We start from the raw sequence: 26569 nt of genomic DNA, 5'->3' as shown, positions 1-26569 counted from the left end.
CGAAACGTCCTTGCGAAGACGGTGACAAACAAGCCCGGTCTCGCCGGGGAGAGCACGAAAGAAACCGTAAGACCATCGCGCAGGGAAAGCCGGCGTGTTTCCGGTTTCACCTGTGGTCCGACCCCCTGTGCTTTTTGTTGCACCGGACCCATGGGTGCAATCGGCACCCGGCTTTCCCTGCGCCCTCTGCATGAGGAGAGGGCGAAACGACACGCAAAGCTCGGACGCATCGCGCCGCGAGAATGTGGATGTCCACAAGCCGTGCAACAAATTCGATGTCGTCCCGGCCTAGTGCGCAATTGCGCACGGGGGCTGGAACCCATAACCCCAACTGCCAGTTGTTGCGCAACGCTGGGGCCGCGATCCCGTTCACAACACAAGCCGGTGGTTGGGTCCCGGCCTTCGCCGGGACGACGCAAGCGGATGGTGTGCTCGCACTTACAGACAACGCATACCCATCCCTGACCCGCGCATGGATATCGCCGCAGCTTCCGTTTGCCTCACCCCCGTGACGGGACTAAGCAGGACAGACCACATTCTTCACTCGACCCATCGCCTTGTCCGATCCTCGCAAAGACCCGGTGCCCGACGACGACGAAACGCGCCCCAAGCGCGTGCGCAAGCCGATTGGCTGGTCGATGATCTCGATCCTGGTGCTGGTGGTGGTGAGCGCCGCGCTGGTCTGGCGGCGCGACGGCATCGACGGCGTCACCGAGATCTTCATGCACGATGTCTCGCTGTTCGGCGGCATCCTGCCGCGTGTGCTGGCCGGCTGCCTGCTCGGGGCCTTCATCGCGGAAATTCTGCCGCACGAAAAAGTCTCGCGCGCGCTCGGCCCGAATTCCGGCCTCAAGGGCCTCCTGATCGGCACCGCCTTCGGCGCGATCCTGCCCGGCGGTCCGTTCACGGCCTATCCGGTGGCGGCGGCGCTGCTCACCGTCGGCGCGGATTTCGGCGCCACCATCGCGATGGTCGTAAGCTGGACGCTGATCGGCTATGGCCGTGCGGTGGCCTGGGAGCTGCCGATCATGGGCACCGACTTCACGCTGTGGCGGATCGTGCTCTCGCTGCCGATCCCGGTGCTGGCGGGCGCGCTCGGGCGCCTGGTCTATGTCCGCGTCTATCCGAACGGTGCGCCGGACGAATGAGCGCCTCGCTGTTGATCGACATCCTGCTGTGGGGCTCGGTCGTCGCCGTCGGCACTATCGCCTGGTTGCGTGGTCGCACGGTGCTGGTCTCCTCGCTGCGCGAAGGCTCGCTCGAATTCATCAACATCGTGCCGCGGATCGCGGTCGGCGTGGTCGGCTCCGGCTATATCGCCGCCGTGATCCCGCAGGAGATCATCACCGGCTGGCTCGGGCCGAACAGCGGCTGGCTCGGCGTGCTAACCGCGACCATTGCCGGCGCGGCGACGCCGGGAGGGCCGGTGGTCGGTTTTTCGATCGGTGCCGTCGCGCTGAAGGCCGGCGGCGGCCCGCCCCAGGTGATCGCCTATGCGGTCGCCTGGGCCCTGTTCGCGTTCCAGCGCGTGATCCTGTGGGAGATCCCGTTCATGCCGGCCCGTTTCGTCTGGTTCCGCGCCGCGGTCTCGCTGCCGTTCCCGTTCCTGGCGGCGGCCCTCGCAATGCTGATCGGCAAGCCGTGAGGTTGGCTACGATGGATCTCCGACTAGCTCACATAGACGAGGTTGTAGACGTGGGATTTCGGCCCCTTCCGGCTCACCCAATCGCCCTCCGGGGGGTGGGCGTCCTGGTTGGCGGGCAGCACATTCCAAGGCCGGCCGGCGCAGGACTGGCTTGCGGCGTCCCAGGCCACCCAGCCCCAGCCGGGTCGGTGCTCGATCCAGAAATCGTGGTCCTGCCGCTGGTAGCCGATCGTTCCGTCCGGGCGGGTTGTCCTGACGAAAGTGTAGACGAGATCGTCACTCTGCCGGCGGAGTTCGAATTTCACCCATTTTTGCAGAGCCGCCATGATACCTCCCGCTTTGTGGACTCACGTAATGTTATAATATAACAACTGTCCATGGCCCACACCCGTTCCCCTGCCCACGACCATCACCACGGCCACGCCGGTCCCCATGAGCACAGCCATGGCTCGGCGTCGCCGCATCCGGCCCAGGTCGCGCCCTGGTCGATCCTGCGCATGACGGTTCCGGCGCGGCTTGCGGCGGCGCTCGCGGTCAGCGCCTGCCTGTGGGGCGTCGTCTGGCTGGCGATGAGGTGAACCATGGGTGCGCTGGTCACATTCCGCAACGTTACGCTCGGCTATGACCGCCACCCGGCGGTGCATCACCTCAACGGCGAGGTCGCGCCCGGCGCGCTGCTCGCGGTGATCGGCCCGAACGGCGCCGGCAAATCGACGTTGCTCCGCGGCATCGCCGGCGTGCTCAAGCCGCTGTCGGGCGTGATCGATCTCGACGGGCTCGAGCACCGCGATATCGCCTACCTGCCGCAGACCGCCGACATCGATCGCAGCTTCCCGATTTCGGTGTTCGACTTCGTCGGCACCGGGCTGTGGCGCGCGACCGGATTCTTCGGCGGCATGGATCTGGCCGCGCGCAAGAAGATCCTGGCGGCGATCGCCGCCGTCGGCCTCAACGGCTTCGAGAACCGGCCGATCGGCACGCTCTCCGGTGGGCAGATGCAGCGCATGCTGTTCGCGCGGGTGCTGCTGCAGGACGCGCGCCTGATCGTGCTCGACGAACCCTTCAACGCGATCGATGCCAAGACCACGGCCGACCTGCTCGCGCTGGTCAAGCGCTGGCATGGTGAGGGCCGCACGGTGCTCGCGGCGCTGCACGACCTCGAGATGGTGCGAAACAATTTCCCGGAAACGCTGCTGCTGGCGCGCGGACCGGTCGAATGGGGGCCGACGGCGCAAACGCTGACCTCGGACAATCTGATGGTGGCGATGCGGATGTGTGAAGCCTTCGACGACAGTGCCGCCGCCTGCGCCGTGGACCGGCCCTCCCGCGCCGCCTGACGCCGATGCTGACCGATGCGCTGATCGCGCCCTTCACCGAATTCGAGTTCATGCGCCGCGCGCTTGCCGCGGTGATCGCGCTGTCGCTCGGCGGCGCGCCGATCGGCGTGTTCCTGATGCTGCGGCGGATGAGCCTGGTCGGCGACGCCATGGCGCATGCGATCCTGCCGGGGGCTGCGATCGGCTTCCTGCTGTCGGGGCTCAATCTGTTCGCAATGACGACCGGCGGCCTGATCGCTGGCTTTGCGGTGGCGCTGCTCGCGGGTCTCGTCGCCCGCACCACCGAATTGAAGGAGGACGCGTCGCTCGCGACCTTCTACCTGGTCTCGCTCGCGCTCGGCGTCACCATCGTCTCGATCAAGGGCACCAATATCGACCTCCTGCACGTGCTGTTCGGCAACATCCTCGCGATGGATGACCAGACGCTCCTGGTGATCGCCTTCAACGCGACCATTACCATGCTGGTGCTCGCGGTGATCTATCGTCCGCTCGTGATCGAATGCGTCGATCCGGTGTTCCTGCGCAGCGTGAGCCGCGCCGGCGCGCCGGCGCATCTCGCCTTCCTCGCGCTGGTCGTGATCAATCTCGTCAACGGCTTCCATGCGCTCGGCACGCTGCTCGGCGTCGGGCTGATGATCCTCCCCGCCGGCATTGCGCGGTTCTGGTCGCGCGACATCACCACGATGATCTGCATCGCGGTCGCGAGCGCCGCGCTGTCGGGCTATGCCGGCCTCGTGCTGTCCTACCAGACGCGGATTCCTTCAGGGCCGGCGATCATCCTGGTCGCGGCCGGCCTCTATGTCGTGTCGCTGTTGTTCGGCAATGTCAGCGGGCTGGTGCGGCAGTTGTTTCCCGGCCGTCATCTCGAGGCATGATGGTGATGCGTCGGCTGTTCTGGATCATCTCACTGGCTTTCTTCGCAGCCAGCGGCGCGGCGCGTGCGGACGAGCGCGTCAACGTCGTCGCGAGCTTCTCGATTCTCGCCGACATCGTCCGCAATGTCGGCGGCGACAGGGTCAATGTGGTGGCGCTGGTCGGGCCCGACAGCGACGCGCATGTCTATGCACCGACGCCGGCGGATGCCAGGAAGGTCGCCGATGCAAAGCTCCTGGTCGTCAACGGTCTCGGCTTCGAAGGCTGGCTGCCGCGGCTGTTGCAGGCCTCCGGCAGCAAGGCGCCTGTTGTGGTCGCGACCAAGGGCATCACGCCGCGGAAGCTCGGCGGCGCGGCCGATCCGCATGCCTGGCAATCCGTCGTCAATGCCAAGCTCTATGTCGGCAACATCCGCGATTCCCTGATCGTGGTGGCTCCCGCGGACGCCGACGCCTTCAGGGCCAATGCGGGAGCTTATCTCGCGAAACTGGACGCGCTCGACCGCGAGGTGCGGGAGGCGGTCGCGACGATCCCGGACGCGCGGCGCAAGGTGATCTCGACCCACGGCGCCTTCGGCTATTTCGCCGATGCCTATGGCATCCAGTTCGTCGCGCCGCTCGGCGTCTCCACCGAGGCCGAGGTCAGCGCGCGCGATATCGCTCAAATCATCACCCAGGTGAAAGCAGCGAAAATTCCGGCAGTTTTTCTCGAAAATATCAACGATCCGCGCCTGATCCAGCGGATCGCGGCCGAGACCGGCGCCAGGGTCGGCGGCACCCTTTACTCGGACAGTTTGACGGGCGAAAAGGGCGATGCCCCCACTTACATTGACATGGTCAGGCACAATATAAAGGCCCTGACCGGCGCGCTCGCCAACTAGGGCAGGGGCCTCCCTGCCGCCTCGAGCGCCTCCCAAAAGTTCCTTTCGGAGTTGTTATGGCTGAAGCTTCGCAAAAGATTCCTGTGACCGTGCTGACGGGCTATCTCGGCGCCGGCAAGACCACGCTGCTCAACCGCATCCTGTCGGAAAACCACGGCAAGAAATACGCCGTCATCGTCAACGAATTCGGTGAGATCGGCATCGACAACGATTTGATCGTCGGCGCCGACGAAGAAGTATTCGAGATGAACAATGGCTGCGTCTGCTGCACCGTGCGCGGCGACCTCGTCCGCATCATGGACGGCCTGATGAAGCGCAAGGGCAAGTTCGACGCCATCATCGTCGAGACCACGGGGCTTGCCGATCCGGCGCCGGTCGCCCAGACCTTCTTCGTCGACGAGGACGTTCAGAAGAACGCGCGCCTCGACGCCGTCGTCACCGTCGCCGACGCCAAATGGCTGGCCGACCGCCTGAAGGACGCGCCGGAGGCCAAGAACCAGATCGCGTTCGCCGACGTCATTGTGCTGAACAAGACCGACCTGGTGTCGAAGCCGGAGCTCGCCGAGGTCGAGGCGCGGATCCGCGGCATCAATCCCTACGCCAAGCTGCATCGCACCGAGCGCTGCGCGGTGGCGCTGGGCGACGTGCTGGAGCGCGGCGCGTTCGATCTCGACCGCATCCTGGAGATCGAGCCGGACTTTCTCGAGGCCGATGATCACGACCATCATGACCATGATCATCACCACCATGATCACAGCCACAGTCATCATGGGCTGAAGCACTATCACGACGAGGATATGCAGTCGCTGGCGCTGCGCTCGGACAAGCCGCTCGACCCGACCAAGTTCATGCCCTGGCTGCAGCAGCTCGTTGCCAGCGAAGGTCAGAAGATCCTGCGCTCCAAGGGCATCCTCGCCTTTACCGGCGATGACGATCGCTACGTCTTCCAGGGCGTCCACATGATGCTCGAGGGCGATCACCAGCGGAAATGGAAGGACGGCGAGCCGCGCGAGAGTCGGGTCATCTTCATCGGTCGCGATCTGCCGGAACAGGCGATCCGCGACGGCTTCGAGCAGTGCATTACGACGTGATGAAAGAGTTCGATCCGGGCGACGCGCCCTCCATCGTTTCGATCACCGACCGCGTCAAGCCGCTCGCGCTTGGCGCTGCGGTGAGTTCAGCGCATTTCCTCGGCGACCGCGCCTATTTCGTCGGTGCCGAGGAGACGATCTCGATTGCGACTGCCGACGGCGAGGTGGCGCAAGTGCCGGCGCATTTCGGCGCCATCCTCTGCGCAGTGTCCGACAGCAAGCGGCTCGTCACCGGCGGTGACGACGGCAAGCTGGTCGCGACCGACGCCAAGGGCGAGACGACTGTTGTCGCGACCGACGCCAAGCGGCGCTGGATCGACAATGTCGCGCTGCATGGCGACGGCACGGTGGCGTGGTCGGCCGGCAAGACGGCCTTTGTTCAGGGCGCCAAGGGCGAGGTGAAGACCTTCGAGGTGCCGTCGACGGTGGGCGGGCTGGCATTTGCGCCGAAGGGGCTGCGGCTTGCGATCGCGCATTATGGCGGCGTCACGCTGTGGTTTCCCAACATGGCCGCCAATCCGGAATTCCTGGAATGGGCCGGCTCGCATCTCGCCGTCACCTTCAGTCCGGACAACAAATTCCTGGTCACCGCGATGCACGAGCCGGCGATGCATGGCTGGCGGCTCGCCGACAACAGGCACATGCGGATGAGCGGCTATCCCGGCCGCGTCCGCTCGATGTCGTGGAGCGCCGGCGGCAAGGGGCTCGCGACCTCGGGCGCCGACACCGTGATCGTCTGGCCGTTCGCCAGCAAGGATGGCCCGATGGGCAAGGAGCCGGCAATGCTGGCGCCGATGCCGGCGCGGGTTTCGGTGGTCGCCTGCCATCCGAAGAACGACATCATGGCCGCCGGCTATAGCGACGGCACCGTGCTGATGGTCCGCTTCGAGGACGGCGCGGAGATTTTGGTCCGCAAGAACGGCGGCGCCGCGGTATCGGCGCTGGCGTGGAATGCCAAGGGTACGCTGCTTGCCTTCGGCGCGGAAGATGGTGACGCGGGCATCCTGGAAATGTAAGAGATCGGCGCGTCCAGCCGGGGCAGCGACATGCGATTTCTTGCGACATTCCAGACCGCCGATTTCATCGACACGCTGATCAGCCTCGCCACCGCCTTCGTGCTCGGCACGCTGATCGGGGCGGAGCGGCAATACCGGCAGCGCACCGCGGGCCTGCGCACCAATGTGCTGGTCGCGGTGGGGGCTGCCGCCTTCGTCGATCTCGCGATGCATCTGGCGGGCGCCGACGGCGCGGTGCGGGTGATCGCCTATGTGGTGTCGGGGATCGGCTTCCTCGGCGCAGGCGTCATCATGAAGCAGGGCATGGATGTGCGCGGCCTCAACACGGCGGCAACCCTGTGGGCTTCCGCTGCGGTCGGCTCCTGCGCCGGCGCCGATCTGGTCGCGCAGGCGGTGGCGCTGACTGTCTTCGTCATCGCCGGCAACACGCTGCTGCGCCCGCTGGTCAACGCCATCAACCGCATCCCGCTCGACGAGAAGGCGTCCGAGGCGACCTATTATTTCAAGCTCGCGGTCCCGACCGAGGCCCTGCCCGCCATGCGCGACCGCCTCGTCGAGAAGCTCGAGCACGCCAATTATCCGGTCGCCGATGTCAATGTCGTCGAGATCGGTGATGATCTTCTCGAGATCGTCGCGACCCTGGTCTCGACCGCGATCGATCCCAACGAGCTAAACGCCGTGGTCGTCGACCTGCAACGCCAGCCCAGCGTGCGTCACGCCACCTGGGAGGTCAGCACCACGGATTGAGGCCCGGTCCCCGGAGCCGGCGCCACGGAACCATGCCCCAGCACGATCGTTGACCTCGCGAACGAGTCGCGGGTGAACGAGATGGCTGCGGACCATATCAGGCGAACGCTGCGGACCGACCTGATGATCGCCTCCGCATTGGTGATCGCTGGATGCGTGATGGTGGGGCTGTCGCTGCGCGAGATCAGCGCAACCAATTCGGAGCAGATGGCGCAGGCCACGCAGCCGCTGCAGGGGACGACGCCGGAGCCGCAGAAGACCGCGCCACCAGCCCAGTCGAAGCCCGGCGGCGATCGCCCGACCACGCCGGCACCGGAGCCGGCGCGCCCCGATGCCGAGGCGGAGAAGGCGGGCGCCAAGCCCGTGCTGCCGCCTGCGCCCGCGGAGAAGACCGTGCCGCCGATCAAGCAGAAGTAGCGCGGGTCAGCGCATTGTGACGCGCATTTGACGGACCGTGCCGAATCTACGGTCTCGCCTCTATCGGTCTTGCGCCCCATAATCGTGGTCACGCCAACGACAGATGGGGCCCTTCATGAAGATCGACGACGTCAGGCGAACCGCCTATTCGATGCCGCTCACCAACCCCTCGTTCCCGCCGGGGCCCTATCGTTTCTTCAACCGCGAATACTTCATCATCACCTACAAGACCGACCCCGAGGCGCTCGCCGCCATCGTGCCGGAGCCGCTCGAGGTGGCCGAGTCGGTGGTGAAATACGAGTTCATCCGCATGCCCGACTCGACCGGCTTCGGCGATTACACCGAAACCGGGCAGGTGATCCCGGTCCGCCTCAAGGGAGAGGAGGGCGCCTACACCCACGCGATGTATCTGGACGACGAGGGACCGATCGCCGGCGGCCGCGAGCTGTGGGGATTTCCGAAGAAATTGGCAAAACCGAAGATCGAGGTCGAGAGCGACGTGCTCGTCGGCTCGCTGCATTACGGCTCGGTGCTCTGCGCGTCGGCGACCATGGGCTACAAGCACCGTCCGCTCGACCACGACGCCGTGCTGAAGTCCATGAAGGCGCCGAACTTCATCCTCAAGATCATCCCGCATGTCGACGGCAGCCCGCGGATCTGCGAACTCGTGCGCTTTCATCTCGAGGACATCACGCTGAAGGAAGCCTGGACCGGCCCCGCCGCGCTCGGCCTGTTTCCCCATGCGCTCTGCGATGTGGCCCGCCTGCCGGTGCGCGAGGTGGTCTCCGCGCTGCATTTCAAGGCGGATCTGACGCTGGGCCTCGGGACGGTGGCATTCGATTACATGGCGAGGTGACGACGTCATTCCGGGGCATCGCACCGCGATGAACTATGGTGCGCACTCGCGCACCTGAGAATCTCGTGCCACCAATTTCGAGATCCCGGGTCTGCGCGCTTTGCGCGCATCCCGGGATGACCCCTCTGGGGTCAGCGCACCAGAATATTCCGGAACTGCCAGGGATCGCTCGTATCGATATCTTCCGGAAACAGTCCCGGACGATCCGTCAGCGGGGTCCAGTCAGTGTAGAAACCCTTCACCGGGCCGAGATACGGCATCTGGATTTCCAGCAGACGATCGAAATCCATCTCGTCGGCTTCGACGATGCCTTCGTTCGGGTTTTCCAGCGCCCACACCATCCCGCCGAGCACGGCGGAGGTCACTTGGAGGCCGGTGGCGTTCTGATAGGGCGCGAGTTTGCGGGTCTCTTCGATGGAGAGCTGCGAGCCGTACCAGTAGGCATTGTTGTCATGGCCGAACAGCAGCACGCCGAGTTCGTCGATGCCATCGACGATTTCGTCCTCATCGAGGATGTGGTGCTTTTCCTGCATCTTCGCTGCGCGGCCGAACATTTCATGCAGCGACAGCACGGCATCGTCAGCCGGATGATAGGCATAGTGGCAGGTCGGCCGATAGATCGCCGTGCCCGATGCGCCACGCACCGTGAAGTAATCGGAGATCGAGATCGACTCGTTGTGGGTGACGAGGAAGCCATACTGCGCGCCGCGGGTCGGGCACCAGGTGCGCACGCGCGTGTTGGCGCCGGGCTGCATCAGATAGATGGCTGCGCCGCAGCCAGCTTCGTGGGTACGCGCATTCTCGGGCATCCATTTTTCATGGGTGCCCCAGCCGAGTTCGGACGGCTGCACGCCTTCCGACAGGAAACCTTCCACCGACCAGGTGTTGACGAAGACGTCCGGCTCTTTCGGCGACTTGGAGCGCTGGGTGTCGCGTTCGGCGATGTGGATGCCCTTGACACCAGCCTGCCGCATCAAGTCCGCCCATTCGGCTTTGGTCTTCGGCCTGGGGGCATTGAGCTTCAGATCAGCGGCGACATTGAGTAGCGCCTGCTTGACGAAAAAGGAGACCATGCCGGGATTGGCGCCACAGCAGGAGACGGCCGTCGTCGAGCCCGCGGGGCGCGCCTTCTTGGCGGCCAGCGTCACTTCGCGAAGGGCGTAGTTGGAGCGCGCTTCCGGGCCTTTCGAAGAATCGAAATAGAAGCCGAGCCAGGGCTCGTTGACGGTGTCGATATAAAGAGCGCCAAGTTCGTTGCAGAGCTCCATGATGTCGGTAGAGCCGGTATCGACCGAGAGATTGACGCAAAAACCCTGGCCGCCGCCTTCAGTGAGCAGCGGGGTCAGCACGTCGCGATAATTGTCCTTGGTCAGGCCCTGCTGGATGAATCTTACATTGTGCTTCTCGCAAAGTGCCTTGCGGCCCTCGTCCTTGGGATCGATCACGGTGATGCGCGACTTGTCGTAATCGAGATGCCGCTCGATCAAGGGCAGCGTGCCTTTGCCGATGGAGCCGAAGCCGACCATGACGATGGGGCCGGTAATCTTCGCGTAGATCTGCGAGGCGGGGCTCATGGGATGGTTTCTCCGGAAAGTGCTGGCGGACAAATGGTGAGGGGTGGATCAGGCGCTACGGCGCTTCGCGGTCACTTCAATCTCGACCTTCATCTCGGGCCGGTAGAGCCCTGCGACGAACAGCAGCGTGGCGGCCGGCCGGATGTCGCCGAGCACCTCGCCGCAGACCGCGAAATGGGCGTCGGCATCCTCGGGCCGGGTGAGGTAGTAGGTCGCGCGGACGATGTCGGCCATCGCAAAGCCGCCCTCCTTGAGGGCCGCCTCGATGGTCTTGAAGCAGTTACGTGACTGGCTCGTGACATCGTCGGGCATCATCATCGTCGTGTAGTCATAGCCGGTGGTTCCGGCGACGAAGGCGAAGTCGCCGTCGATCACGGCGCGGCTATAGCCGGCGGTCTTTTCAAAGGGCGAGCCGGTGGAAATCAGGCGACGGGGCATGTTTTGAGGACCTCGACTGAAGGGGGCTTGGCGCGGGGTTTACGGGCATTTTGCACGCCCGCGCAACCCCGGAACGACGTTAGCGCGATTGTTGTGTGGTGTCGGGCGACGACTGCGGCGTGCTGGTCCACCGCCGCACCAGGATGTCCCTGACGATCATGACCGAAATCAGGACCAGCAGGGCCGATGTCACGAAGCTGCGCAAACGCGGGCGCGCGACATCGGTTACGGGAGGCTTCTTCGACATGGCGGCCGCGCTTCAGGCCGCGTGCGGCACGGCGAGCGGTGCCTTCTTGGCGCGGGCGCGGGATGCCTTCGCTTTGGGCAGCAGCGTGCCGGTCGGGGTGATCATGCCCCAGGCGCCGTCCAGCGCACCGTCGGTGATTTCGAGGCCGAGCAACCGCTCGCGCTCGAACGCGCCGGGCAAGGAAAGCTCGCCCGTCCTGGCCGCCGAGAAGCCGAAGCGGGCATAATAGGGCGCATCGCCGAGCAGGATCACAGCGTCATGGCCGCGCGCCTTGGCGACGGCGAGCGCGCGCTTCATCAGGGCGGCGCCGACGCCGAGGCCGCGGCAGGTGTCGTCGACCGCCAGCGGCCCCAGCATCAGCGCAGCGCGGCCCCCCGCGCTGACGTGCCACAACCGCACGGTTCCAACCGACCGGCCGTCCTGGCGCACGGCCGACAGGCTCAGGCCTTCGGCGGGCGCGCGTCCGTCGCGCAGGCGCTGGCAGGTGCGCGTATGGCGGTTCTCGCCAAAGCAGGCATCGAGCAGCGCTTCGCGTGCGACAACGTCCGATGCTCGTTCCGCACGGATCAGGAACGGAGCGGCATTCCGGATGAGGGCAACGGGGGTGTTCCGTTTTGCAGTCATGGCACGTCAGTCCCCGCTCGCAACGGCCATGGGCACGCCGCGGCAAGCGTCGTCAGAAAATTCGGAAATGGCTGGGAGGGAGCCGGCTGGCCGGCTCCCGGTTCGTTAGGCCTCGATCAAGGAGGCGATTAGATGTGGTAGGTCTTCAGCGGCGGAATGCCGTTGAACGCCACCGACGAGTAGGTCGACGTATAGGCGCCGGTGCCTTCGATCAGCAGCTTGTCGCCGATCTCGAGCGTCACCGGGAGCGGATACGGCATCTTCTCGTACAGCACGTCGGCCGAGTCGCAGGTGGGCCCTGCGAGCACGCACGGCGTCATGTCAGCCCCGTCATGCGGGGTGCGGATGGCGTAGCGGATCGACTCGTCCATCGTCTCGGCGAGGCCGCCGAACTTGCCGATGTCCAGGTACACCCAGCGCACCTCGTCCTCGTCGCTCTTCTTGGAGATCAGAACGACTTCGGTCTCGATGATGCCCGCATTGCCGACCATGCCGCGGCCCGGCTCGATGATCGTCTCCGGGATCTGGTTGCCGAAATGCTTGCGCAGCGCGCGGAAGATCGACCGGCCGTACTGCACGACCGGAGGAACGTCCTTGAGGTACTTGGTCGGGAATCCACCGCCCATGTTGACCATGGTGAGGTTGATCCCGCGCTCGGCGCAGTCGCGGAATACGGTCGAGGCCATGGCGAGCGCGCGGTCCCACGCCTTCACCTTGCGCTGCTGCGAGCCGACATGGAACGAGATGCCGCACGGCTCGAGCCCAAGGCGCTTGGCGAGGTCGAGCACCTCGACCGCCATCTCCGGGTCACAGCCGAACTTGCGCGACAGCGGCCATTCGGCGCCGGCGCAGTCATAGAGGATGCGGCAGAACACCTTGGCGCCGGGAGCGGCGCGGGCGATCTTCTCGACCTCGGCTGCGCAGTCGACCGCGTACAGGCGAATGCCGAGCGCGAAGGCGCGCGCGATGTCACGCTCCTTCTTGATCGTGTTGCCATAAGAGATGCGGTCGGGCGTCGCGCCTGCCGCCAGCGCCATCTCGATCTCCGCAACGGTCGCGGTGTCGAAGCAGGAGCCGAGCGAAGCGAGCAGCGACAGCACTTCGGGCGCAGGGTTTGCCTTCACCGCGTAGAACACGCGGCTGTCCGGCAGCGCCTTGGCGAAGGTCTGGTAGTTGTCGCGCACGACGTCGAGGTCGACGACGAGGCACGGCTCGGTGTCGAGGCCCTCGCTGCGGCGGTTGCGCAGGAATTCCTGGATACGTTCTGTCATGGCACTCTCCAACGGCCCCAGCGACGGGATCCGTTCAACGTGACGTCGGATAAGAGCGCTTTGGCCAATTGCGCGATGGAGGCGCAACGAAGCCAAAAGACTCAAACCAGACTGTGCTGCCGTGGATTGGTTGGGAGAGTTTCCCGCCCGCTCACCTGGCAATGAAGGACAAGCCTTTTCAGTAGCCCGCGCCGGCGTTGGAATGCCGGTAGAGACCAAAAAAGCCCGCTCCGTCGTTGCTTTAAGTCGCGTCCCCCGTTGAGAGCGGGGTGCGCCGGTTCGCCTCCGGCTGCCAGTCACGGTTGCAAGGAGTGGTGAGACCTTCAACGGCATCCCTGGAGAGAGATGCTGGCCGCCTTGGTCCTGATGGACTGTACGACCCTCGGTTCTTCCATCCCTTGGCGGCTGTCCGGCCTCTTGTCCGGATACCTACCGACTGACACACGACCACAGGCACGTGCGAAATTGGGCAAGCGAGGAAATAAGTCTTTTGACTCTGCCGCGCAAGAATTTTTTTGCGATAGCGACAAATTTCCCTAACGCGAGCCTTCACTGTCGCGCTGGGCACACGCTTTGGCGTGCTGAAGATGAACGGCTGTTAAGAATGGCTAACGAAGAGTGTGCGTTTAAGCCTTCTGCCGCAGGGCTTTCTTGAATCGCGCGTGTCAGGCGCGGCGCGTGAATGGCTCGACGCGCTGCGCGGCGCGGATGAAGGCGATCATGATCAGGACGCCGATGCCGAACAGCACGGCCTGCAGGATGTGAGCGGCCGTGTCGTCGAGCCCGAACAGAATCGCGAGCGCCCAGCCGCCGGCAAACGCCGCGCCGAACACTTCCGCGCCGATCAGGATCGCCGCCGAGATCACGGTGATGACGCTCGGCCAGAGGATCCGGCTTTTGCCTGAGATTGAGGGCTGCATGCTCATGGAATAGGTCCTGTTCAGGGGGCGCAATCTCTCCGAAAAGTGCCCATCTATCAAGCGCAAAAGGCCCAAAAATGCCGTATCGCGTGATATAGGTTGGGCCTTATTTTCAAGGCGAAAAGCGGGACTTCTGATGTCGGAAACCAGCGCACAGGCTCAGGCAAACCCTCTCCTGCAGGGATGGCGGACGCCGTTCGAGACGCCGCCCTTCGCCGAGATCCAGCCGGAGCATTTCCTGCCTGCCTTCGAGCAGGCCTTCGCCGACCATTCGGCCGAAATCGCCGCCATTACCCATGATCCGGCGCTGCCCGACTTCGCCAACACCGTCACCGCGCTGGAGCGCTCCGGCAAGCTCCTGACCAAGGTCTCGGCCGTGTTCTATGACTTGGTCTCGGCGCACTCGAACCCAGCGATCCTCGAGATCGACAAGGAGGTGTCGCTGCGGATGGCGCGGCACTGGAATCCGATCATGATGAACGCTGTGCTGTTTGGCCGCATCGCCATGCTGCACGAGAAGCGCGCCTCGCTCGGCCTGACCGGCGAGCAGTTGCGGCTCCTTGAGCGGACCTATACCCGCTTCCACCGCGCCGGCGCGGGTCTCGACGAGGCCGCAAAGGCCCGGATGGCCGAGATCAATGAGCGCCTCGCCCATCTCGGCACCTCGTTCAGCCACCATCTGCTCGGCGACGAGCAGGACTGGTTCATGGAGCTCGGCGAGGACGACCGCGCCGGCCTGTCCGACACATTTGTGGCGGCGGCCAAGGCTGCGGCAGAAGAGCGCGGCATGGCCGGCAAGGCGATCGTGACGCTGTCGCGCTCCTCGGTCGAGCCGTTCCTGCAGAGCTCGGCGCGGCGCGACCTGCGTGAGAAGGTCTACAAGGCCTTCATCGCCCGCGGTGACAATGGCAACGCCAACGACAACAACGACACCATCGTGGAGATCCTCAAGCTCCGCGAGGAGAGCGCGAAGATCCTGGGCTTCCCGACCTACGCCGCCTATCGGCTGGAGGATTCGATGGCCAAGACGCCGGAGGCCGTGCGTGGCCTCCTGGAGCGGGTCTGGAAGCCGGCGCGCGAGCGGGCGCTCGCCGATCGCGACGCGTTGCAGGCCCTGATCGCCGAGGAGGGCAGCAATTTCACCCTCGCGCCGTGGGACTGGCGCTACTACGCCGAGAAGCTCCGGCAGGCCAAGGCCAATTTCGACGATGCCGCGATCAAGCCCTATCTGGTGCTCGACCACATGATCGAGGCCGCCTTCGACTGCGCCACCCGCCTGTTCGGCGTCACCTTCGCGGAGCGCAAGGACATTCCGGTCTGGCACCCCGACGTGCGGGTCTGGGAGGTCAGGGATCGCGCGGGTCAGCACAAGGCGCTGTTCTATGGCGACTACTTCGCCCGGTCCTCGAAGCGCTCCGGCGCCTGGATGACCTCGCTGCGCGACCAGCAGAAGCTCGACGGTGACGTCGCGCCGCTGGTCATCAATGTCTGCAACTTCGCCAAGGGCGCAGATGGCGCGCCGTCGCTGCTGTCGCCGGACGACGCGCGGACCCTGTTCCACGAGTTCGGCCACGGCCTGCACGGCATGCTCTCTGACGTGACCTATCCCTCGCTGTCGGGCACATCAGTGTTCACCGACTTCGTCGAGTTGCCCTCCCAGCTCTATGAGCACTGGCAGGAGCGGCCCGAAGTGCTGCAGCGCTTCGCCCGGCACTACCAGACCGGCGAGCCGCTGCCGGACGACCTGCTCACGCGCTTCCTTGCCGCGCGCAAGTTCAACCAGGGCTTTGCCACCGTCGAGTTCGTCTCCTCGGCGCTGGTCGACCTCGAATTCCACACCCAGCCGGCCGCGGCCAGCCGCGATGTCCGGGCCTTCGAGAGACAAGAGTTGCAGAAGATCGGCATGCCGGCCGAGATCTCGATGCGGCACCGGCCGACCCAGTTCGGCCACATCTTCTCCGGCGACCATTATGCCTCCGGCTATTACAGCTACATGTGGTCGGAGGTGATGGACGCCGACGCCTTTGGCGCCTTCGAGGAGGCGGGCGACATCTTCGATCCCGCCACCGCCAAGCGGCTGCTTGACGACATCTATTCATCGGGCGGCTCGCGCGATCCGGAGGAGGCCTATGTCGCTTTCCGCGGCCGTGAGCCGGAGCCCGACGCGCTGTTGCGCCGTCGCGGCCTGCTCGAAACGCCAGAGGCGGCCTGACGTGCGGCGCACTGTCCGCGGATTGATCGGGGCGCTGTGCCTTGCCGGCACAGTCGCGCTCGGCGCCGTTGCCGCAGAGGCCCATCCGCATGTCTGGATCACCGCCAGGAGCGAGTTGATCTACGCGTCCGACGGGACCGTCACCGGCGTCCGCCACGCCTGGACTTTCGACGACATGTTCTCGACCTATGCGCTGCAGGGCATCGAGGCCAAGACCAAGGGCGCCTACAGCCGCGAGGAGCTTGCTCTCTTGGCGCAGACCAATGTCGAGTCGCTGAAGGAGTTCGCCTACTTCACCTTCGCCAAGGCCGACGGCAAGAAGGAGAAGTTTTTGGAGCCGGTCGACTACTACCTCGACTACAAGGATGCGGCGTTGACGCTCCACTTCACGCTGCCGGCGAAGACGCCGTTCAAGCCGAAGCAACTGTCGCTCGAAGTGTTCGATCCCGCCTTCTTTATCGACTTCAAGTATTCCGACAAGGATCCGGTCAAGCTGGTCGGCGCGGCGGTCGACTGCAAGCTGCAATTCCAGCGGCCGAATGATGGCACCGCCAGCGCGCAGAAGCTCGGCGAGCAGAATTTCATGGGCGACGGTGGCAATTTCGGCGCCATGTTCGCCAACAAGATCGTGGTGGAGTGCCCATGACGCCGACATCGGCCCGCCTGCTGCGCGGCCTTGCCGCCTCCGTCGTCGTGCTGGCGGTGGTGGCCGCGCTGGATGGGGCGGTGCATGCGCTATGGGCGCAAAATCCGTTCGGTGCGCCGCGCGCCGCGGCGGAGCCGCAGGCCGGCGGCATCATCGGCTGGCTGTTGGCAAAACAGTCGGAATTCTACCGCGAGATCTCGGCAACGATCCGCGCCGCGAAATCCGACGGCTCGGCGGTCTGGACGCTGCTCGTGATCTCCTTCGCCTACGGGATCTTCCACGCCGCCGGCCCCGGCCACGGCAAGGCGGTGATCTCGTCCTATCTGGTCGCCAACCACGAGACCGCGCGGCGCGGCATCGTGCTCTCGTTCGCCTCGGCGCTGCTGCAATCCCTCGTCGCGGTGGTCGTCGTCGGCATTTGCGCCTGGCTGCTCAACGCCACGGCGAAGACCATGTGCGGGGCGGAGAAGGCGATCGAGATCACAAGCTACGCCCTGATCGCCGCGTTCGGCGCGCGCCTCGTCTGGGTCAAGGGCGGCGGCTTCATCCGCGCGCTCCAGATGCCGCGCCCGGCGCTGGCGGTGGCCGGGGCGCCGCATCCCCATGATCATGACCATCATCACCATGGTCACCACCATCACCACGCGGATGCGCATCACGAGCATGGCCATGACCATGATCACGGCCACGATCCGCACCACGTCCATGACGAGCATTGCGGCCACTCGCATGGCCCGACGCCGGCCGAGCTCGCCGGTCCCGGCGGCTGGCAGCGGGGCTTGAGCGCGATTGTCGCGGTGGGGTTAAGGCCCTGCTCGGGCGCGATCCTGGTCCTGGTGTTCGCACTGGCGCAGGGCCTGTTCTGGGCCGGGATCGCCGCGACCTTCGTGATGGGCCTTGGCACCGCCATCACCGTTGCGGCGATCGCGGTTCTCGCGGTGTCGGCACGCGGCATGGCCGAGCGGCTGAGCGCGGCGCGCGACGGCGGCGGCATGCTGATCATGCGCGGCCTGGAGTTCGGCGCCGCCGGTCTCGTGCTGCTGTTCGGGCTGGGGCTGTTGTTCGGCTATGTCGCGGCCGAACGGGTGACGTGCCTTTGAAGTCTTGATCCTGCGAAGCTCTTGAACCGTCATCCTGAGGAGCCGCGAAGCGGCGTCTCGAAGGATGCACGGCCACGAGCCGGGCCGTCGTGCTTCGAGACGGCCGCTGCGCGGCCTCCTCAGCATGACGGGGAAGAGAGGCAATGCCGCGCTCACCCCGGCAGATAGCCCCTAATCGCCGGCAGGAAGAAGATCGCGATGTTGATGACGAGGCCGAGGCTCCAGAGGATCGAGCGCAGCGTCGGGCGGTTGCCGATATAGGTGAAGACGTAGGCGATACGCACGATCAGGAACAGCACCGCCAGCTCGTCGATCAGCCGCAACGGGCCGAGGCGGAATTCGGCGAGCAGCACCGCGGCGGCGAAGAACGGGAAGGCCTCGATGCCGTTCTGGTGCGCGCCGAGCGCGCGCGCGCGGATCGGATCATTGTAGAAGCCGGGATCGCGCGGATTGGCGTTGTCGAACTGGCGGAAGCCGATCCATTTGACCGATGCGATCGTGAGCAGCGAGAGCATCAGCGTCCCGAAGACGCACCATTCGGCGACCGTCATGGTTCCTCCCACGTTTGCACGGGAACGTAGCCAACCCGCCCGCAGCTTGACAAGGATCGGGCAACGCGCGAAGCCCAAGGACCTGAGCATAAGGCCATCATGAGCACGGTCGTTCCCTTCGGAAGCGCAAAGCCGGCCGCGGACGCGAAGCCCGAAAGGATTGGCGTGCTGCTGGTCAATCTCGGCACGCCAGATACCGCTGACGCCGCGGGCGTGCGGGTCTACCTGAAGGAATTCCTGTCCGATCCGCGGGTGATCGAGGACCAGGGCCTGCTCTGGAAGCTGATCCTCAACGGCATCATCCTGCGCGTCCGCCCGGCGCGCAAGGCGCGCGACTACCTGAAGATCTGGAACACCGAAAAGAACGAATCGCCGCTGAAGACGATCACGCGCTCGCAGGCTGCGAAGCTCGGCGCCGACATCGCCGACTACGACCATGTCGTGGTCGACTGGGCGATGCGCTACGGCAACCCGTCGATCAAGGCGCGGATCGAGGCGCTGGCAGCGCTTGGGTGCAGCCGGCTCCTGGTCGTGCCGCTCTATCCGCAATATTCGGCCGCGACTTCGGCGACCGTCTGCGACGAGGTGTTTCGCGTGCTGGCCGCGATGCGCGCGCAGCCGATCCTGCGGGTGACGCCGCCTTACTACGACGACCCCGACTACATCGAGGCGCTCGCCGTCTCGATCAACGCCCATCTCGCCACGCTGCCGTTCCAGCCCGAGGTCATCGTCGCGTCGTTCCACGGCATGCCGAAGAAGTATGTCGAGAAGGGCGATCCCTACGAGGCGCAATGCATCGCGACAACAGATGCGCTGCGCAAGCGCCTCGGCCTCGAGGCGTCGAAGCTGATCCTGACCTTCCAGTCGCGCTTCGGCAACGACGAGTGGCTGCAGCCCTATACCGACAAGACGGTCGAGAAGCTTGCGAAGGACGGCGTGAAGCGCATGGCGGTGGTCACGCCGGGCTTCTCCGCCGATTGCCTGGAGACGCTGGAGGAGATCGCGCAGGAGAACGCCGAAATCTTCCGGCACAATGGCGGCGAGCAGTTTGCGGCGATCCCCTGCCTCAACGACAGCGACGGCGGAATGGACGTGATCCGCCAGCTTGTGCTGCGCGAGCTGCAAGGCTGGATTTGATATCGCTGAATCTGACAGGGCCGGATTTGATCGCTCTCGATCCGATCGTTAACGATTCATGACACCGGTGAAACCGGCGCCCGTTCACGCTTCATCCATCTGGCGGCCTGTAAACCCGCTTCCTACGTGTAAGCTATAAGAACAGCCGGCTGAACCGGCGAAGCGGTCGTGCAGACCAATGCACGGCCGTGCCCGGCGACGGTCTTGCCGGCTTTGGAGGACTTTATGACTGGTTTCGATATTTTTGCGATCGCGTTCGTACTTCTCGTCATTGTCACGCTGTTTGCCGGGGTCAAGACCGTTCCGCAGGGCTACGACTGGACCATCGAGCGGTTCGGCAAATACACCCGCACATTGACGCCGGGCCTCAACCTGATCGTGCCCTATTTCGACCGCGTCGGGCGCAAGATCAACATGATGGAGCAGGTGATCAACATTCCCGAGCAGGAGGTGATCACCAAGGACAACGCCACCGTGACGGTGGACGGCGTTGCGTTCTTCCAGGTGTTCGACGCCGCGAAGGCGAGCTACGAGGTCGCCAATCTGACGCAGGCGATCACCGTCTTGACCATGACCAACATCCGCTCGGTGATGGGCTCGATGGATCTCGACCAGGTGCTGTCGCATCGCGACGAGATCAACGAGCGGCTGTTGCGCGTCGTCGACGCCGCGGTCTCGCCCTGGGGCGTCAAGGTCAACCGCATCGAGATCAAGGACATCGTGCCGCCGGCCGACCTCGTCGAGGCGATGGGCCGGCAGATGAAGGCCGAGCGCGTCAAGCGCGCCGACATCCTGCAGGCGGAAGGCCAGCGGCAGTCGGAGATCCTGCGCGCCGAGGGCGCCAAGCAGGGCCAGATCCTGCAGGCCGAAGGCCGCCGCGAAGCCGCCTTCCGCGACGCCGAGGCGCGCGAGCGTCTCGCCGAAGCCGAGGCCAAGGCCACGCAGATGGTCTCCGAATCGATCGCCAAGGGCGACGTCGCCGCGCTGAACTATTTCATCGCCGACAAATACATCAAGGCGTTCGGCCAACTCGCGGAGTCGCCGAACCAAAAGGTGCTGATGCTGCCGATCGAGGCGACGAGCGTGCTGGGCTCGCTCGCCGGCATCGGCGAGATCGCCCGCGCGACGTTCGGCGAGAGCGCGGCATCCGCGAGCGCCGCCGCACGTCGCGGTTCGGTGCCGCCGAGGACGTGATGGCATTGCGTCCGCAATTGTAGAGGTCGTGTCATGACCGAGATGTTTTCGACATTGGGTACCTGGAACTGGCTGATCTTCGGCTTCATCCTGATGGCGTTGGAGCTGGCGGCGCCCGGCGTGTTCCTGTTCTGGCTTGGGCTCGCTGCGCTCTTGGTCGGGCTGGTGTCGTTCCTGATCACGCCGTCCTGGCAAATGCAGCTCCTGATGTTTGCGGTGTTCGCCGCGGCCGCCGTGCCGGCATGGCGGCATTTTGCCAAGAGCACGACCGAGGCGAGTAAGAGCAACCCGTTCCTCAACCGCCGCACCGAGGCCCTGATCGGCCGCGAGTTCACACTGGAGAAGCCGATCGTCGACGGCTCCGGCACGGTGCGGATCGACGACACCGTCTGGCGCGTCGCCGGCCCCGACGCGCCGGCCGGCAGCCGGGTGAGGATCATCCGCGCCGATGGCGCCAGCCTGACGGTGGCGGCGGCGTAGCTTTAGCCTCGCTTGCTCCATCGCTCGGCGAAGCGGTGCAGCGGCGCGAAGGTCCGGAACAGCTCCCTGCCGAGCTCAGTGAGGCGGTAGCCGTCATCGGTCAGCGCGACGAAGCCGGCCTCGCGCAATTCGGTCAGCCGTGTCTGCAAGATCGTCGGCGAGGCCTCGTCGCAGGCGGTGCGCAGCGCGCGCGAGGTCAACGGCAGGTCGCGCAATTCCCATATGATCCGCAACGCCCAGCGCCGTCCCAGCAGGTCGAGCAGCGCCATGATCGGGCGGCCGCTGCGCGAGCCGCGGACGCTGCGCCGTGCGGTCGGTGCCTGCTTCGGCATGATGAAAATCCCCCTTGCGCGATGCTACAGATATTGTAGCGTATCGCTACATTAACTGTAGCAAGGGTATCGGGCCATGTCACGCATCGCGCCGCTCGAGCCGCCTTATGCGGCCGACGTCCAAAGCCATTTCGACCGCATCATGCGCGGCGCGCCGCCGCTCGTCCTGTTCCGCGTGATGGCCGGCCATCCGCGCGCCTGGGAGAAGTTTCGCGGCGGCAGCCTGCTCGATCGCGGGCCGCTGTCGCTCAGGGCGCGCGAGATCGTGATCGACCGCACCTGCGCGCTGAATTCCTGCGAATATGAATGGGGCGTGCACGTTACGGCGTTTGCGGCGGCCGCCGAACTGACCGAGGCGCAGGTCCGCGCCACCGTTTGCGAGAAGGCCGACGCCGACTGCTGGTCGGCCGCCGAACGGGACCTGATCGCGGCGGTCGACGCGCTGCATGCGCGCGCGACGCTTGATGAGGCGGAATTCGCAGCGCTGTCGGCGCATTACGACGACGACCAGATCCTCGAGATCATCCTGTTGTGCGGCTTCTATCGCTCGGTGTCGTATCTCGCGAACGCGCTGGCGTTGCCGCTGGAGGCGACGGCGGCAAGATTTCCGAGGTAGAGCCGTAGGGTGGGCAAAGCGAAGCGTGCCCACCACGTCTTGCACAGCTGGTGATGGTGGGCACGCTGCGCTTTGCCCACCCTACGAACCTCGCAATGACGAGGTGAGGGACCGCAGGCGCCTACGCCACGCCCGCGCGCAGCAAATCGTGCAGATGGATGATGCCGACCGGCTTCTTGGCGTCGGTCACGATCAGCGCGGTGATCTTCGCCGCATTGAGCATCTCCAGCGCCTCGCCGGCCAGCGTGTCCCGGCCGACGGTCTTGGGATTCCGTGTCATGATCTCGTCGACCGAAGCGGTCATCAGGTCGGAGCGCAGCATGTGGCGGCGGAGGTCACCGTCGGTGACGATGCCGATGATGTGGCCGCGCGCATCGACGATGCCGACGCAGCCGAATCCCTTCGAGGTCATCTCGACCAGCGCGTCCGACATCTTGGTGCCCTGCGGCTTCAGCGGCACGGCGTCGCCGGTGTGCATGAGATCGCGGGCATATTTCAACAGCGCACCGAGCTTGCCGCCCGGATGCAGCACGCTGAAATCGGTCGAGGTGAAGCCGCGGCCTTCGAGCAGCGCGATCGCCAGCGCGTCGCCGAGCGCCAGCATCATCAGCGAGGACGTGGTCGGCGCCAGATTGTGCGGGCAGGCCTCGCGCGCCTTCGGCAGCGTCAACTGCACGTCGGCGGCCTTGCTCAGCGTCGAGGCCTTGTGGGCAGTCATCGCGATCAGGGGAATAGAGAAGCGCGCCGCATAGTTGATCAGGTTCTTCATCTCCGGCTGCTCGCCGGACCATGACATCGCGAGGATCACGTCATCGGCGGTGATCATGCCGAGGTCGCCATGGCTCGCCTCGGCGGCGTGCACGAAGAACGCCGGCGTGCCGGTCGAGGCAAAGGTTGCGGCGATCTTGCGGCCGATATGGCCCGACTTGCCGAGACCGGTGACGATCAGCCGTCCTTTGGCGTTGCGGATCATCTCGGCCGCGGCCGTAAACGGCGTGCCGAGGTCGGATTTGAGCGCCGCTGAAATCGCGGCGACGCCGCTTGCCTCCACGTCGAGCGTGCGGAGCGCCGAGTGAACGGCGGCGTGATCGGTGCCGGACGATTTGGCCATCGGCGGTTTCGGTGTTGCCATCGGGAATTCCAGGGGAGGGCCTTTGCGCCCGGGCGTCTCCCTTAGCACGGTCCTTTCAGCAAGGCGACGCACGGCGGGCCGCCCTCAACGGCTCATTAACCATAATTGTTTTAACTCCATTAACGACGTTTCCGCCGCCCGGCGGAGCGTGTTCTGCAAGTGTATGAATTTGTTGGGGTAATTTCGTCGTGAAGCAAGGTCCAGCAAGGGGCCGAAACGGGCGCGCACGCCTCGTTCGCGTGGCCTTGCCGTGCCTTGTGCTGACCGCGACCATGGGCCTGGCCGAGGCCCAGACCGTCACGCCTGACATGTTCAGCCCGACCCGCCAGAGCCTGGTGCTCAATCCGGATTCGCCGCTGCGCCGGACCGGCGCCGAGGTCGCCGATCCGCTCAACGACGCCAGGCAGCGCGATCCCGATCGCGAGCGGCGCGCGCCGACGCGCCTTGGACAGGTCCCGAGCTACGGCTTGCCGGCCGCGAATGGTGCGGCAACCGCGGGCTATGACTCGCTCAACCGCAAGCGCCAGAAACCGAAATATTATCCGGGGCAGGCCAGGCCAAAGCCGCCACCGGGCCTCGGCACGCCGGCCCCCACGCCGCCGCAGCGAAACGCGACCGGTGGGTTGCGCCTGTCGATCCCGCCGTCTGAGAGCGCCAACAAGTCGCCGATCGCACCCGCAATGGCCGGCACCGTTCCGGGCCAGCCGCCGCGCAAGCGGCTCAAGATCGACGACGATCCGTTCGGCGCGGTCGGCGACTACGCCGGCTCGTTCCTGGTCAAGTCGGCCGTCGAATTCATGGGCGGCTACGACACCAATCCCGGCCGCCTGAACTCGCCGCAGGGACGGGCGTTCTACATCATCTCGCCGGAATTCCTCGCGGTCTCCGACTGGGAGCGTCACGCCGTCGTCGCGGATCTGCGCGGCTCGTTCACCGGCTATGGCCAAAACCTGACCCCGAATGCCGACGGCACGCCGCTGTCGGCGCCGCTCGACATCGACCGCCCGAACGTCATCGGTCATATCGACGGTCGCATCGACGTCTCGCGCGACACGCGGCTGACGGCGCAGGCGCGGCTCCTGGTCACGACAGACAATCCCGGCAGCCCGAACGTGCAGACGGGGCTTGCCAGATATCCGCTCTACTCGACCGTCGGCGGCACCTTCGGCATCGACCAGAACTTCAACCGCCTGCAGATCTCGGCCGGCGCCACCGTCGATCGCACCGACTATCAATGGTCGAAGCTCACCGACGGCGCCTCGTCGTCGAACGACGACCGCAATTTCAGCCAGTATGGCGGCGTCGCGCGCGCAAGCTACGAGCTGACGCCGGCCGTGAAGCCCTTCGTCGAGGTCGAGGGCGACAGCCGCGTGCATGACCTGCGCCTCGACCGCAACGGCTTCGCGCGCGACTCGAACGGCGGCTACGTCAAGGCCGGCAGCTCCTTCGAGTTCACGCGGCTGCTGTTCGGCGAAGTCTCGATCGGCTACGCCGCGCGCAACTATGTCGACCCGCGGCTGAGCCAGTTGAACGGTCTCCTCACCACGGCCTCGCTGACCTGGACCGCGACGCCGCTGACGACGGTGAAGTTCTATTCCGACACGCAGCTCGGCGAGACCACACTGCCCGGCACCTCGGGCGTGCTGTCGCGCACCTATACCGTCGAGGTCGATCACGACTTCCGCCGCTGGCTGACCGGTATCGGCAAGTTCACCTACGGCACGCTCGACTACCAGGGCGACAACCGCACCGACAAGATCTACTCGCTGTCGGGCGACCTCATCTACAAGCTGACCCGCAGCCTCTGGATCAAGGGCACACTCCGCCGCGACATCCTGGATTCGTCATCGCCGGGATCGAGCTCGGCATCGACGGTGGTGATGCTGGGGGTGAGGCTGCAGAATTGAGAGCGCCATCACGCTCTTGCAGCCTCGTTAGGGCGCCTAGCAGGGATCGCACGAGAGGGTACGAAGCGCATAAAAATACTCGAAGCTTGCACTCAACATGAAGTTGAGTAAACAGTTCCCTTAATTAAGTCCTGCAAAGTTGATTTCTCAGCCGGCGACAACGCAACTTTTAAGTTGAAGGTCAACTACTCCAGCCGTGTGTAGCGTCCGCTAACAGCGCCAACCGAGATCGAGAGATGACGTTCTTCGACAAAATCAGGCACGCGAAGTTTCTTATTCAGAGCTACAAGTCGTTTGGCAAGGACGAGCAGGGCTTTGACGGGGTCCAGCCTGTCAACGTTCTCGTAGGAAGAAACAATAGTGGTAAGTCGGCCCTACTCGATCTTATACAATTTCATTGCGGCAACTACCAATTCTCCCCTGGAACACAAAATGGGGCGCATCCAACAAAGCTGACGCTTGAGATGCCTATTAGCGAGGAAAGTGTCGCGCGTGTCTTCAACAGAAATACGAGTGGCGGTGGGATCAATGGCAATCATTTCGATTTTGGAAAGCAATACGTTGGTCGCGCAATTAAAGTTCAGATAGATCCGGTCTCGCGCCAACTCCAGCTTGTTAGTATTGACTATGGCGAGCTCCCAACTCAGCCGACCCAAATGTTTCAATCACTCGCCTCCGTCATTAGCAGCCCGCTTGAGGGGAGAGCATTCAAGCGGCTTGGTGCTGACAGAGATAGGCGGAGATTTCCTGGACTAACATCGTTCCCCAGTAGATTTGATGAATTCTCGGACATTTTGGAGAGCCACGTTCCTGGCGAAGGAAAGCGATTTGAACGAAACAAGGTGCTGTTCGCCGAGAGTGTCGTTCCATTGATCGAAAGAGAAGACATGGCAGGTGCCTTGGACCTTGAGACCAAAGCAATCGAGGCAGCGAGGATGATCGCTTCTTGGAACCGAATCGACCCCACTTGGGCTTGATAGACCATGATACGGACCCGAAGGTCCGCGTTAGAGTGTTCTGCGACTCTCGCCCGTGAAGCTGCTTCGCCCGACACGCAAGAGCAATGTCGGCGCGGCGCCTGCGACAAATCAACCCGACGGGCAATATTCCGCTTCCGTCGTCGGGCAAATCAGTGGCACGAATCCGCCCGTCTCACGCGATGAGGGGCGGCTCGCGATCGTCACGAACGTGGTGTGGGATGCGGTGGACGCGGAATGCGCAACTGACGAGTGCGCGTGAGGCGGACGGCGAAGTCGTGTGGTCCTGACGCCCCAGTGGCTGGTGTCTCCTCGCAAGACGTGGAAAGCGTCTTTGCGGGGACGGTGG

General features: G+C 64.8%; 31 protein-coding genes. 21 read left to right on the top strand and 10 right to left on the bottom strand.

All coding sequences use genetic code 11. The features are described 5' to 3' along the window. Window positions 1–557: 557 nt before the first annotated feature. A complete protein-coding gene (locus ACFFWD_RS20285) occupies window positions 558–1148 on the top strand; it encodes a permease (protein ID WP_376968259.1) in 591 nt (196 codons plus the stop codon). Continuing rightward, window positions 1145–1645 carry a hypothetical protein gene (locus ACFFWD_RS20280; protein ID WP_376968258.1) on the top strand — a complete coding sequence of 167 codons (501 nt, stop codon included), beginning with the start codon at window positions 1145–1147 and terminating at the stop codon, window positions 1643–1645. Before ACFFWD_RS20285 ends, ACFFWD_RS20280 begins: the two co-directional genes overlap by 4 nt. 23 nt (window positions 1646–1668) lie before the next feature. Here the strand turns inward: ACFFWD_RS20280 and ACFFWD_RS20275 are convergent, their stop codons facing one another. Next, window positions 1669–1971: a hypothetical protein gene (locus tag ACFFWD_RS20275; protein WP_376968257.1), complete on the bottom strand. Its 303-nt coding sequence runs from the start codon at window positions 1969–1971 to the stop codon at window positions 1669–1671. A gap of 51 nt (window positions 1972–2022) precedes the next feature. On the opposite strand from ACFFWD_RS20275, the gene ACFFWD_RS20270 reads away from it, so the two are divergent. The 9 genes from ACFFWD_RS20270 (at window position 2023) to ACFFWD_RS20230 (ending at window position 8862) form a co-directional block, all read left to right on the top strand. Next, the gene (locus ACFFWD_RS20270) at window positions 2023–2223 is read left to right on the top strand and encodes a hypothetical protein (protein WP_376968256.1); all 201 of its coding nucleotides are present in this window, start codon (window positions 2023–2025) and stop codon (window positions 2221–2223) included. A 3-nt stretch (window positions 2224–2226) separates the two neighbouring features. Continuing rightward, window positions 2227–2982 (top strand): metal ABC transporter ATP-binding protein, encoded by a 756-nt coding sequence (locus tag ACFFWD_RS20265; protein ID WP_376968255.1) that lies wholly within the window; start codon window positions 2227–2229, stop codon window positions 2980–2982. Window positions 2983–2987: 5 nt separating this feature from the next. Further along, on the top strand, window positions 2988–3857 hold the full coding sequence (locus ACFFWD_RS20260) for a metal ABC transporter permease (protein WP_376968254.1): 870 nt from the start codon (window positions 2988–2990) through the stop codon (window positions 3855–3857). 5 nt (window positions 3858–3862) lie between these two features. Then, a complete protein-coding gene (locus tag ACFFWD_RS20255) occupies window positions 3863–4735 on the top strand; it encodes a metal ABC transporter substrate-binding protein (protein WP_376968271.1) in 873 nt (290 codons plus the stop codon). Between the two features lie 56 nt (window positions 4736–4791). Continuing rightward, complete coding sequence (locus ACFFWD_RS20250; RefSeq protein ID WP_376968253.1) at window positions 4792–5826, top strand: CobW family GTP-binding protein; 1035 nt, start codon at window positions 4792–4794, stop codon at window positions 5824–5826. Then, entirely contained in the window at window positions 5826–6842 is a 1017-nt protein-coding gene (locus tag ACFFWD_RS20245) for a WD40 repeat domain-containing protein (RefSeq protein WP_376968270.1), read from the top strand. The genes ACFFWD_RS20250 and ACFFWD_RS20245 overlap by 1 nt, the downstream gene beginning before the upstream one ends. A gap of 30 nt (window positions 6843–6872) precedes the next feature. Then, window positions 6873–7589, top strand: coding sequence for an MgtC/SapB family protein (locus ACFFWD_RS20240; protein ID WP_376968252.1), 717 nt, complete (start codon window positions 6873–6875; stop codon window positions 7587–7589). An 81-nt stretch (window positions 7590–7670) separates the two neighbouring features. Next, complete coding sequence (locus ACFFWD_RS20235; protein ID WP_376968269.1) at window positions 7671–8006, top strand: hypothetical protein; 336 nt, start codon at window positions 7671–7673, stop codon at window positions 8004–8006. A gap of 115 nt (window positions 8007–8121) precedes the next feature. After that, entirely contained in the window at window positions 8122–8862 is a 741-nt protein-coding gene (locus ACFFWD_RS20230; RefSeq protein ID WP_376968251.1) for an acetoacetate decarboxylase, read from the top strand. A gap of 131 nt (window positions 8863–8993) precedes the next feature. Here the strand turns inward: ACFFWD_RS20230 and ACFFWD_RS20225 are convergent, their stop codons facing one another. From ACFFWD_RS20225 to ACFFWD_RS20200, 6 genes are all read right to left on the bottom strand, one after another. Next, complete coding sequence (locus ACFFWD_RS20225; protein ID WP_376968250.1) at window positions 8994–10436, bottom strand: homospermidine synthase; 1443 nt, start codon at window positions 10434–10436, stop codon at window positions 8994–8996. Between the two features lie 48 nt (window positions 10437–10484). After that, a complete protein-coding gene (locus ACFFWD_RS20220; RefSeq protein WP_376968249.1) occupies window positions 10485–10874 on the bottom strand; it encodes a RidA family protein in 390 nt (129 codons plus the stop codon). A gap of 79 nt (window positions 10875–10953) precedes the next feature. Beyond that, on the bottom strand, window positions 10954–11121 hold the full coding sequence (locus ACFFWD_RS20215; protein WP_376968248.1) for a hypothetical protein: 168 nt from the start codon (window positions 11119–11121) through the stop codon (window positions 10954–10956). A gap of 12 nt (window positions 11122–11133) precedes the next feature. Continuing rightward, a complete protein-coding gene (locus tag ACFFWD_RS20210; protein ID WP_376968247.1) occupies window positions 11134–11745 on the bottom strand; it encodes a GNAT family N-acetyltransferase in 612 nt (203 codons plus the stop codon). A 128-nt stretch (window positions 11746–11873) separates the two neighbouring features. Next, window positions 11874–13016 carry a type III PLP-dependent enzyme gene (locus tag ACFFWD_RS20205; RefSeq protein WP_376968246.1) on the bottom strand — a complete coding sequence of 381 codons (1143 nt, stop codon included), beginning with the start codon at window positions 13014–13016 and terminating at the stop codon, window positions 11874–11876. Window positions 13017–13681: 665 nt separating this feature from the next. Continuing rightward, window positions 13682–13942, bottom strand: coding sequence for a hypothetical protein (locus ACFFWD_RS20200; RefSeq protein ID WP_376968245.1), 261 nt, complete (start codon window positions 13940–13942; stop codon window positions 13682–13684). A 130-nt stretch (window positions 13943–14072) separates the two neighbouring features. Here ACFFWD_RS20200 and ACFFWD_RS20195 point away from each other — a divergent pair, with 130 nt between their 5' ends. From ACFFWD_RS20195 to ACFFWD_RS20185, 3 genes are read left to right on the top strand one after another with little or no spacing between them, the layout of a single operon-like run. After that, window positions 14073–16148, top strand: a complete 2076-nt coding sequence (locus tag ACFFWD_RS20195; RefSeq protein ID WP_376968244.1) for a M3 family metallopeptidase — start codon at window positions 14073–14075, stop codon at window positions 16146–16148. A 1-nt stretch (window position 16149) separates the two neighbouring features. Then, on the top strand, window positions 16150–16794 hold the full coding sequence (locus tag ACFFWD_RS20190) for a DUF1007 family protein (protein ID WP_376968243.1): 645 nt from the start codon (window positions 16150–16152) through the stop codon (window positions 16792–16794). After that, window positions 16791–17894 (top strand): nickel/cobalt transporter, encoded by a 1104-nt coding sequence (locus ACFFWD_RS20185; protein ID WP_376968242.1) that lies wholly within the window; start codon window positions 16791–16793, stop codon window positions 17892–17894. The genes ACFFWD_RS20190 and ACFFWD_RS20185 overlap by 4 nt, the downstream gene beginning before the upstream one ends. A 152-nt stretch (window positions 17895–18046) precedes the next feature. On the opposite strand, the gene ACFFWD_RS20180 is transcribed toward ACFFWD_RS20185, so the two are convergent. Further along, complete coding sequence (locus tag ACFFWD_RS20180; protein WP_376968241.1) at window positions 18047–18445, bottom strand: MAPEG family protein; 399 nt, start codon at window positions 18443–18445, stop codon at window positions 18047–18049. Between the two features lie 99 nt (window positions 18446–18544). Here ACFFWD_RS20180 and hemH point away from each other — a divergent pair, with 99 nt between their 5' ends. From hemH to ACFFWD_RS20165, 3 genes are all read left to right on the top strand, one after another. Then, window positions 18545–19582, top strand: coding sequence for a ferrochelatase (gene hemH, locus ACFFWD_RS20175; RefSeq protein ID WP_376968240.1), 1038 nt, complete (start codon window positions 18545–18547; stop codon window positions 19580–19582). A gap of 225 nt (window positions 19583–19807) precedes the next feature. After that, the gene (locus ACFFWD_RS20170) at window positions 19808–20776 is read left to right on the top strand and encodes an SPFH domain-containing protein (protein ID WP_376968239.1); all 969 of its coding nucleotides are present in this window, start codon (window positions 19808–19810) and stop codon (window positions 20774–20776) included. Window positions 20777–20809: 33 nt separating this feature from the next. Further along, entirely contained in the window at window positions 20810–21256 is a 447-nt protein-coding gene (locus tag ACFFWD_RS20165) for an NfeD family protein (protein ID WP_376968238.1), read from the top strand. 2 nt (window positions 21257–21258) lie between these two features. Here the strand turns inward: ACFFWD_RS20165 and ACFFWD_RS20160 are convergent, their stop codons facing one another. Continuing rightward, window positions 21259–21588, bottom strand: a complete 330-nt coding sequence (locus tag ACFFWD_RS20160; RefSeq protein ID WP_376968237.1) for a winged helix-turn-helix transcriptional regulator — start codon at window positions 21586–21588, stop codon at window positions 21259–21261. Window positions 21589–21664: 76 nt separating this feature from the next. Between ACFFWD_RS20160 and ACFFWD_RS20155 the strand changes: the two genes are divergently transcribed. Continuing rightward, window positions 21665–22204, top strand: coding sequence for a carboxymuconolactone decarboxylase family protein (locus ACFFWD_RS20155; protein ID WP_376968236.1), 540 nt, complete (start codon window positions 21665–21667; stop codon window positions 22202–22204). 121 nt (window positions 22205–22325) lie between these two features. Here the strand turns inward: ACFFWD_RS20155 and ACFFWD_RS20150 are convergent, their stop codons facing one another. Further along, the gene (locus tag ACFFWD_RS20150; RefSeq protein WP_376968235.1) at window positions 22326–23336 is read right to left on the bottom strand and encodes a KpsF/GutQ family sugar-phosphate isomerase; all 1011 of its coding nucleotides are present in this window, start codon (window positions 23334–23336) and stop codon (window positions 22326–22328) included. 188 nt (window positions 23337–23524) lie between these two features. Between ACFFWD_RS20150 and ACFFWD_RS20145 the strand changes: the two genes are divergently transcribed. From ACFFWD_RS20145 to ACFFWD_RS20135, 3 genes are all read left to right on the top strand, one after another. Beyond that, the gene (locus ACFFWD_RS20145) at window positions 23525–25243 is read left to right on the top strand and encodes an outer membrane beta-barrel protein (protein ID WP_376968234.1); all 1719 of its coding nucleotides are present in this window, start codon (window positions 23525–23527) and stop codon (window positions 25241–25243) included. Window positions 25244–25479: 236 nt separating this feature from the next. Further along, a complete protein-coding gene (locus tag ACFFWD_RS20140; RefSeq protein WP_376968233.1) occupies window positions 25480–26220 on the top strand; it encodes an AAA family ATPase in 741 nt (246 codons plus the stop codon). A 55-nt stretch (window positions 26221–26275) separates the two neighbouring features. Next, on the top strand, window positions 26276–26482 hold the full coding sequence (locus tag ACFFWD_RS20135; RefSeq protein WP_376968232.1) for a hypothetical protein: 207 nt from the start codon (window positions 26276–26278) through the stop codon (window positions 26480–26482). The last annotated feature ends 87 nt before the right edge of the window (window positions 26483–26569 follow it).

The sequence above is a fragment of the Bradyrhizobium erythrophlei genome (assembly GCF_042430365.1).
Taxonomy (GTDB): Bacteria; Pseudomonadota; Alphaproteobacteria; order Rhizobiales; family Xanthobacteraceae; genus Bradyrhizobium; species Bradyrhizobium erythrophlei.
Note: the sequence above shows the minus strand (reverse complement) of the source record. Positions and strands in the feature narration are given on the sequence as shown.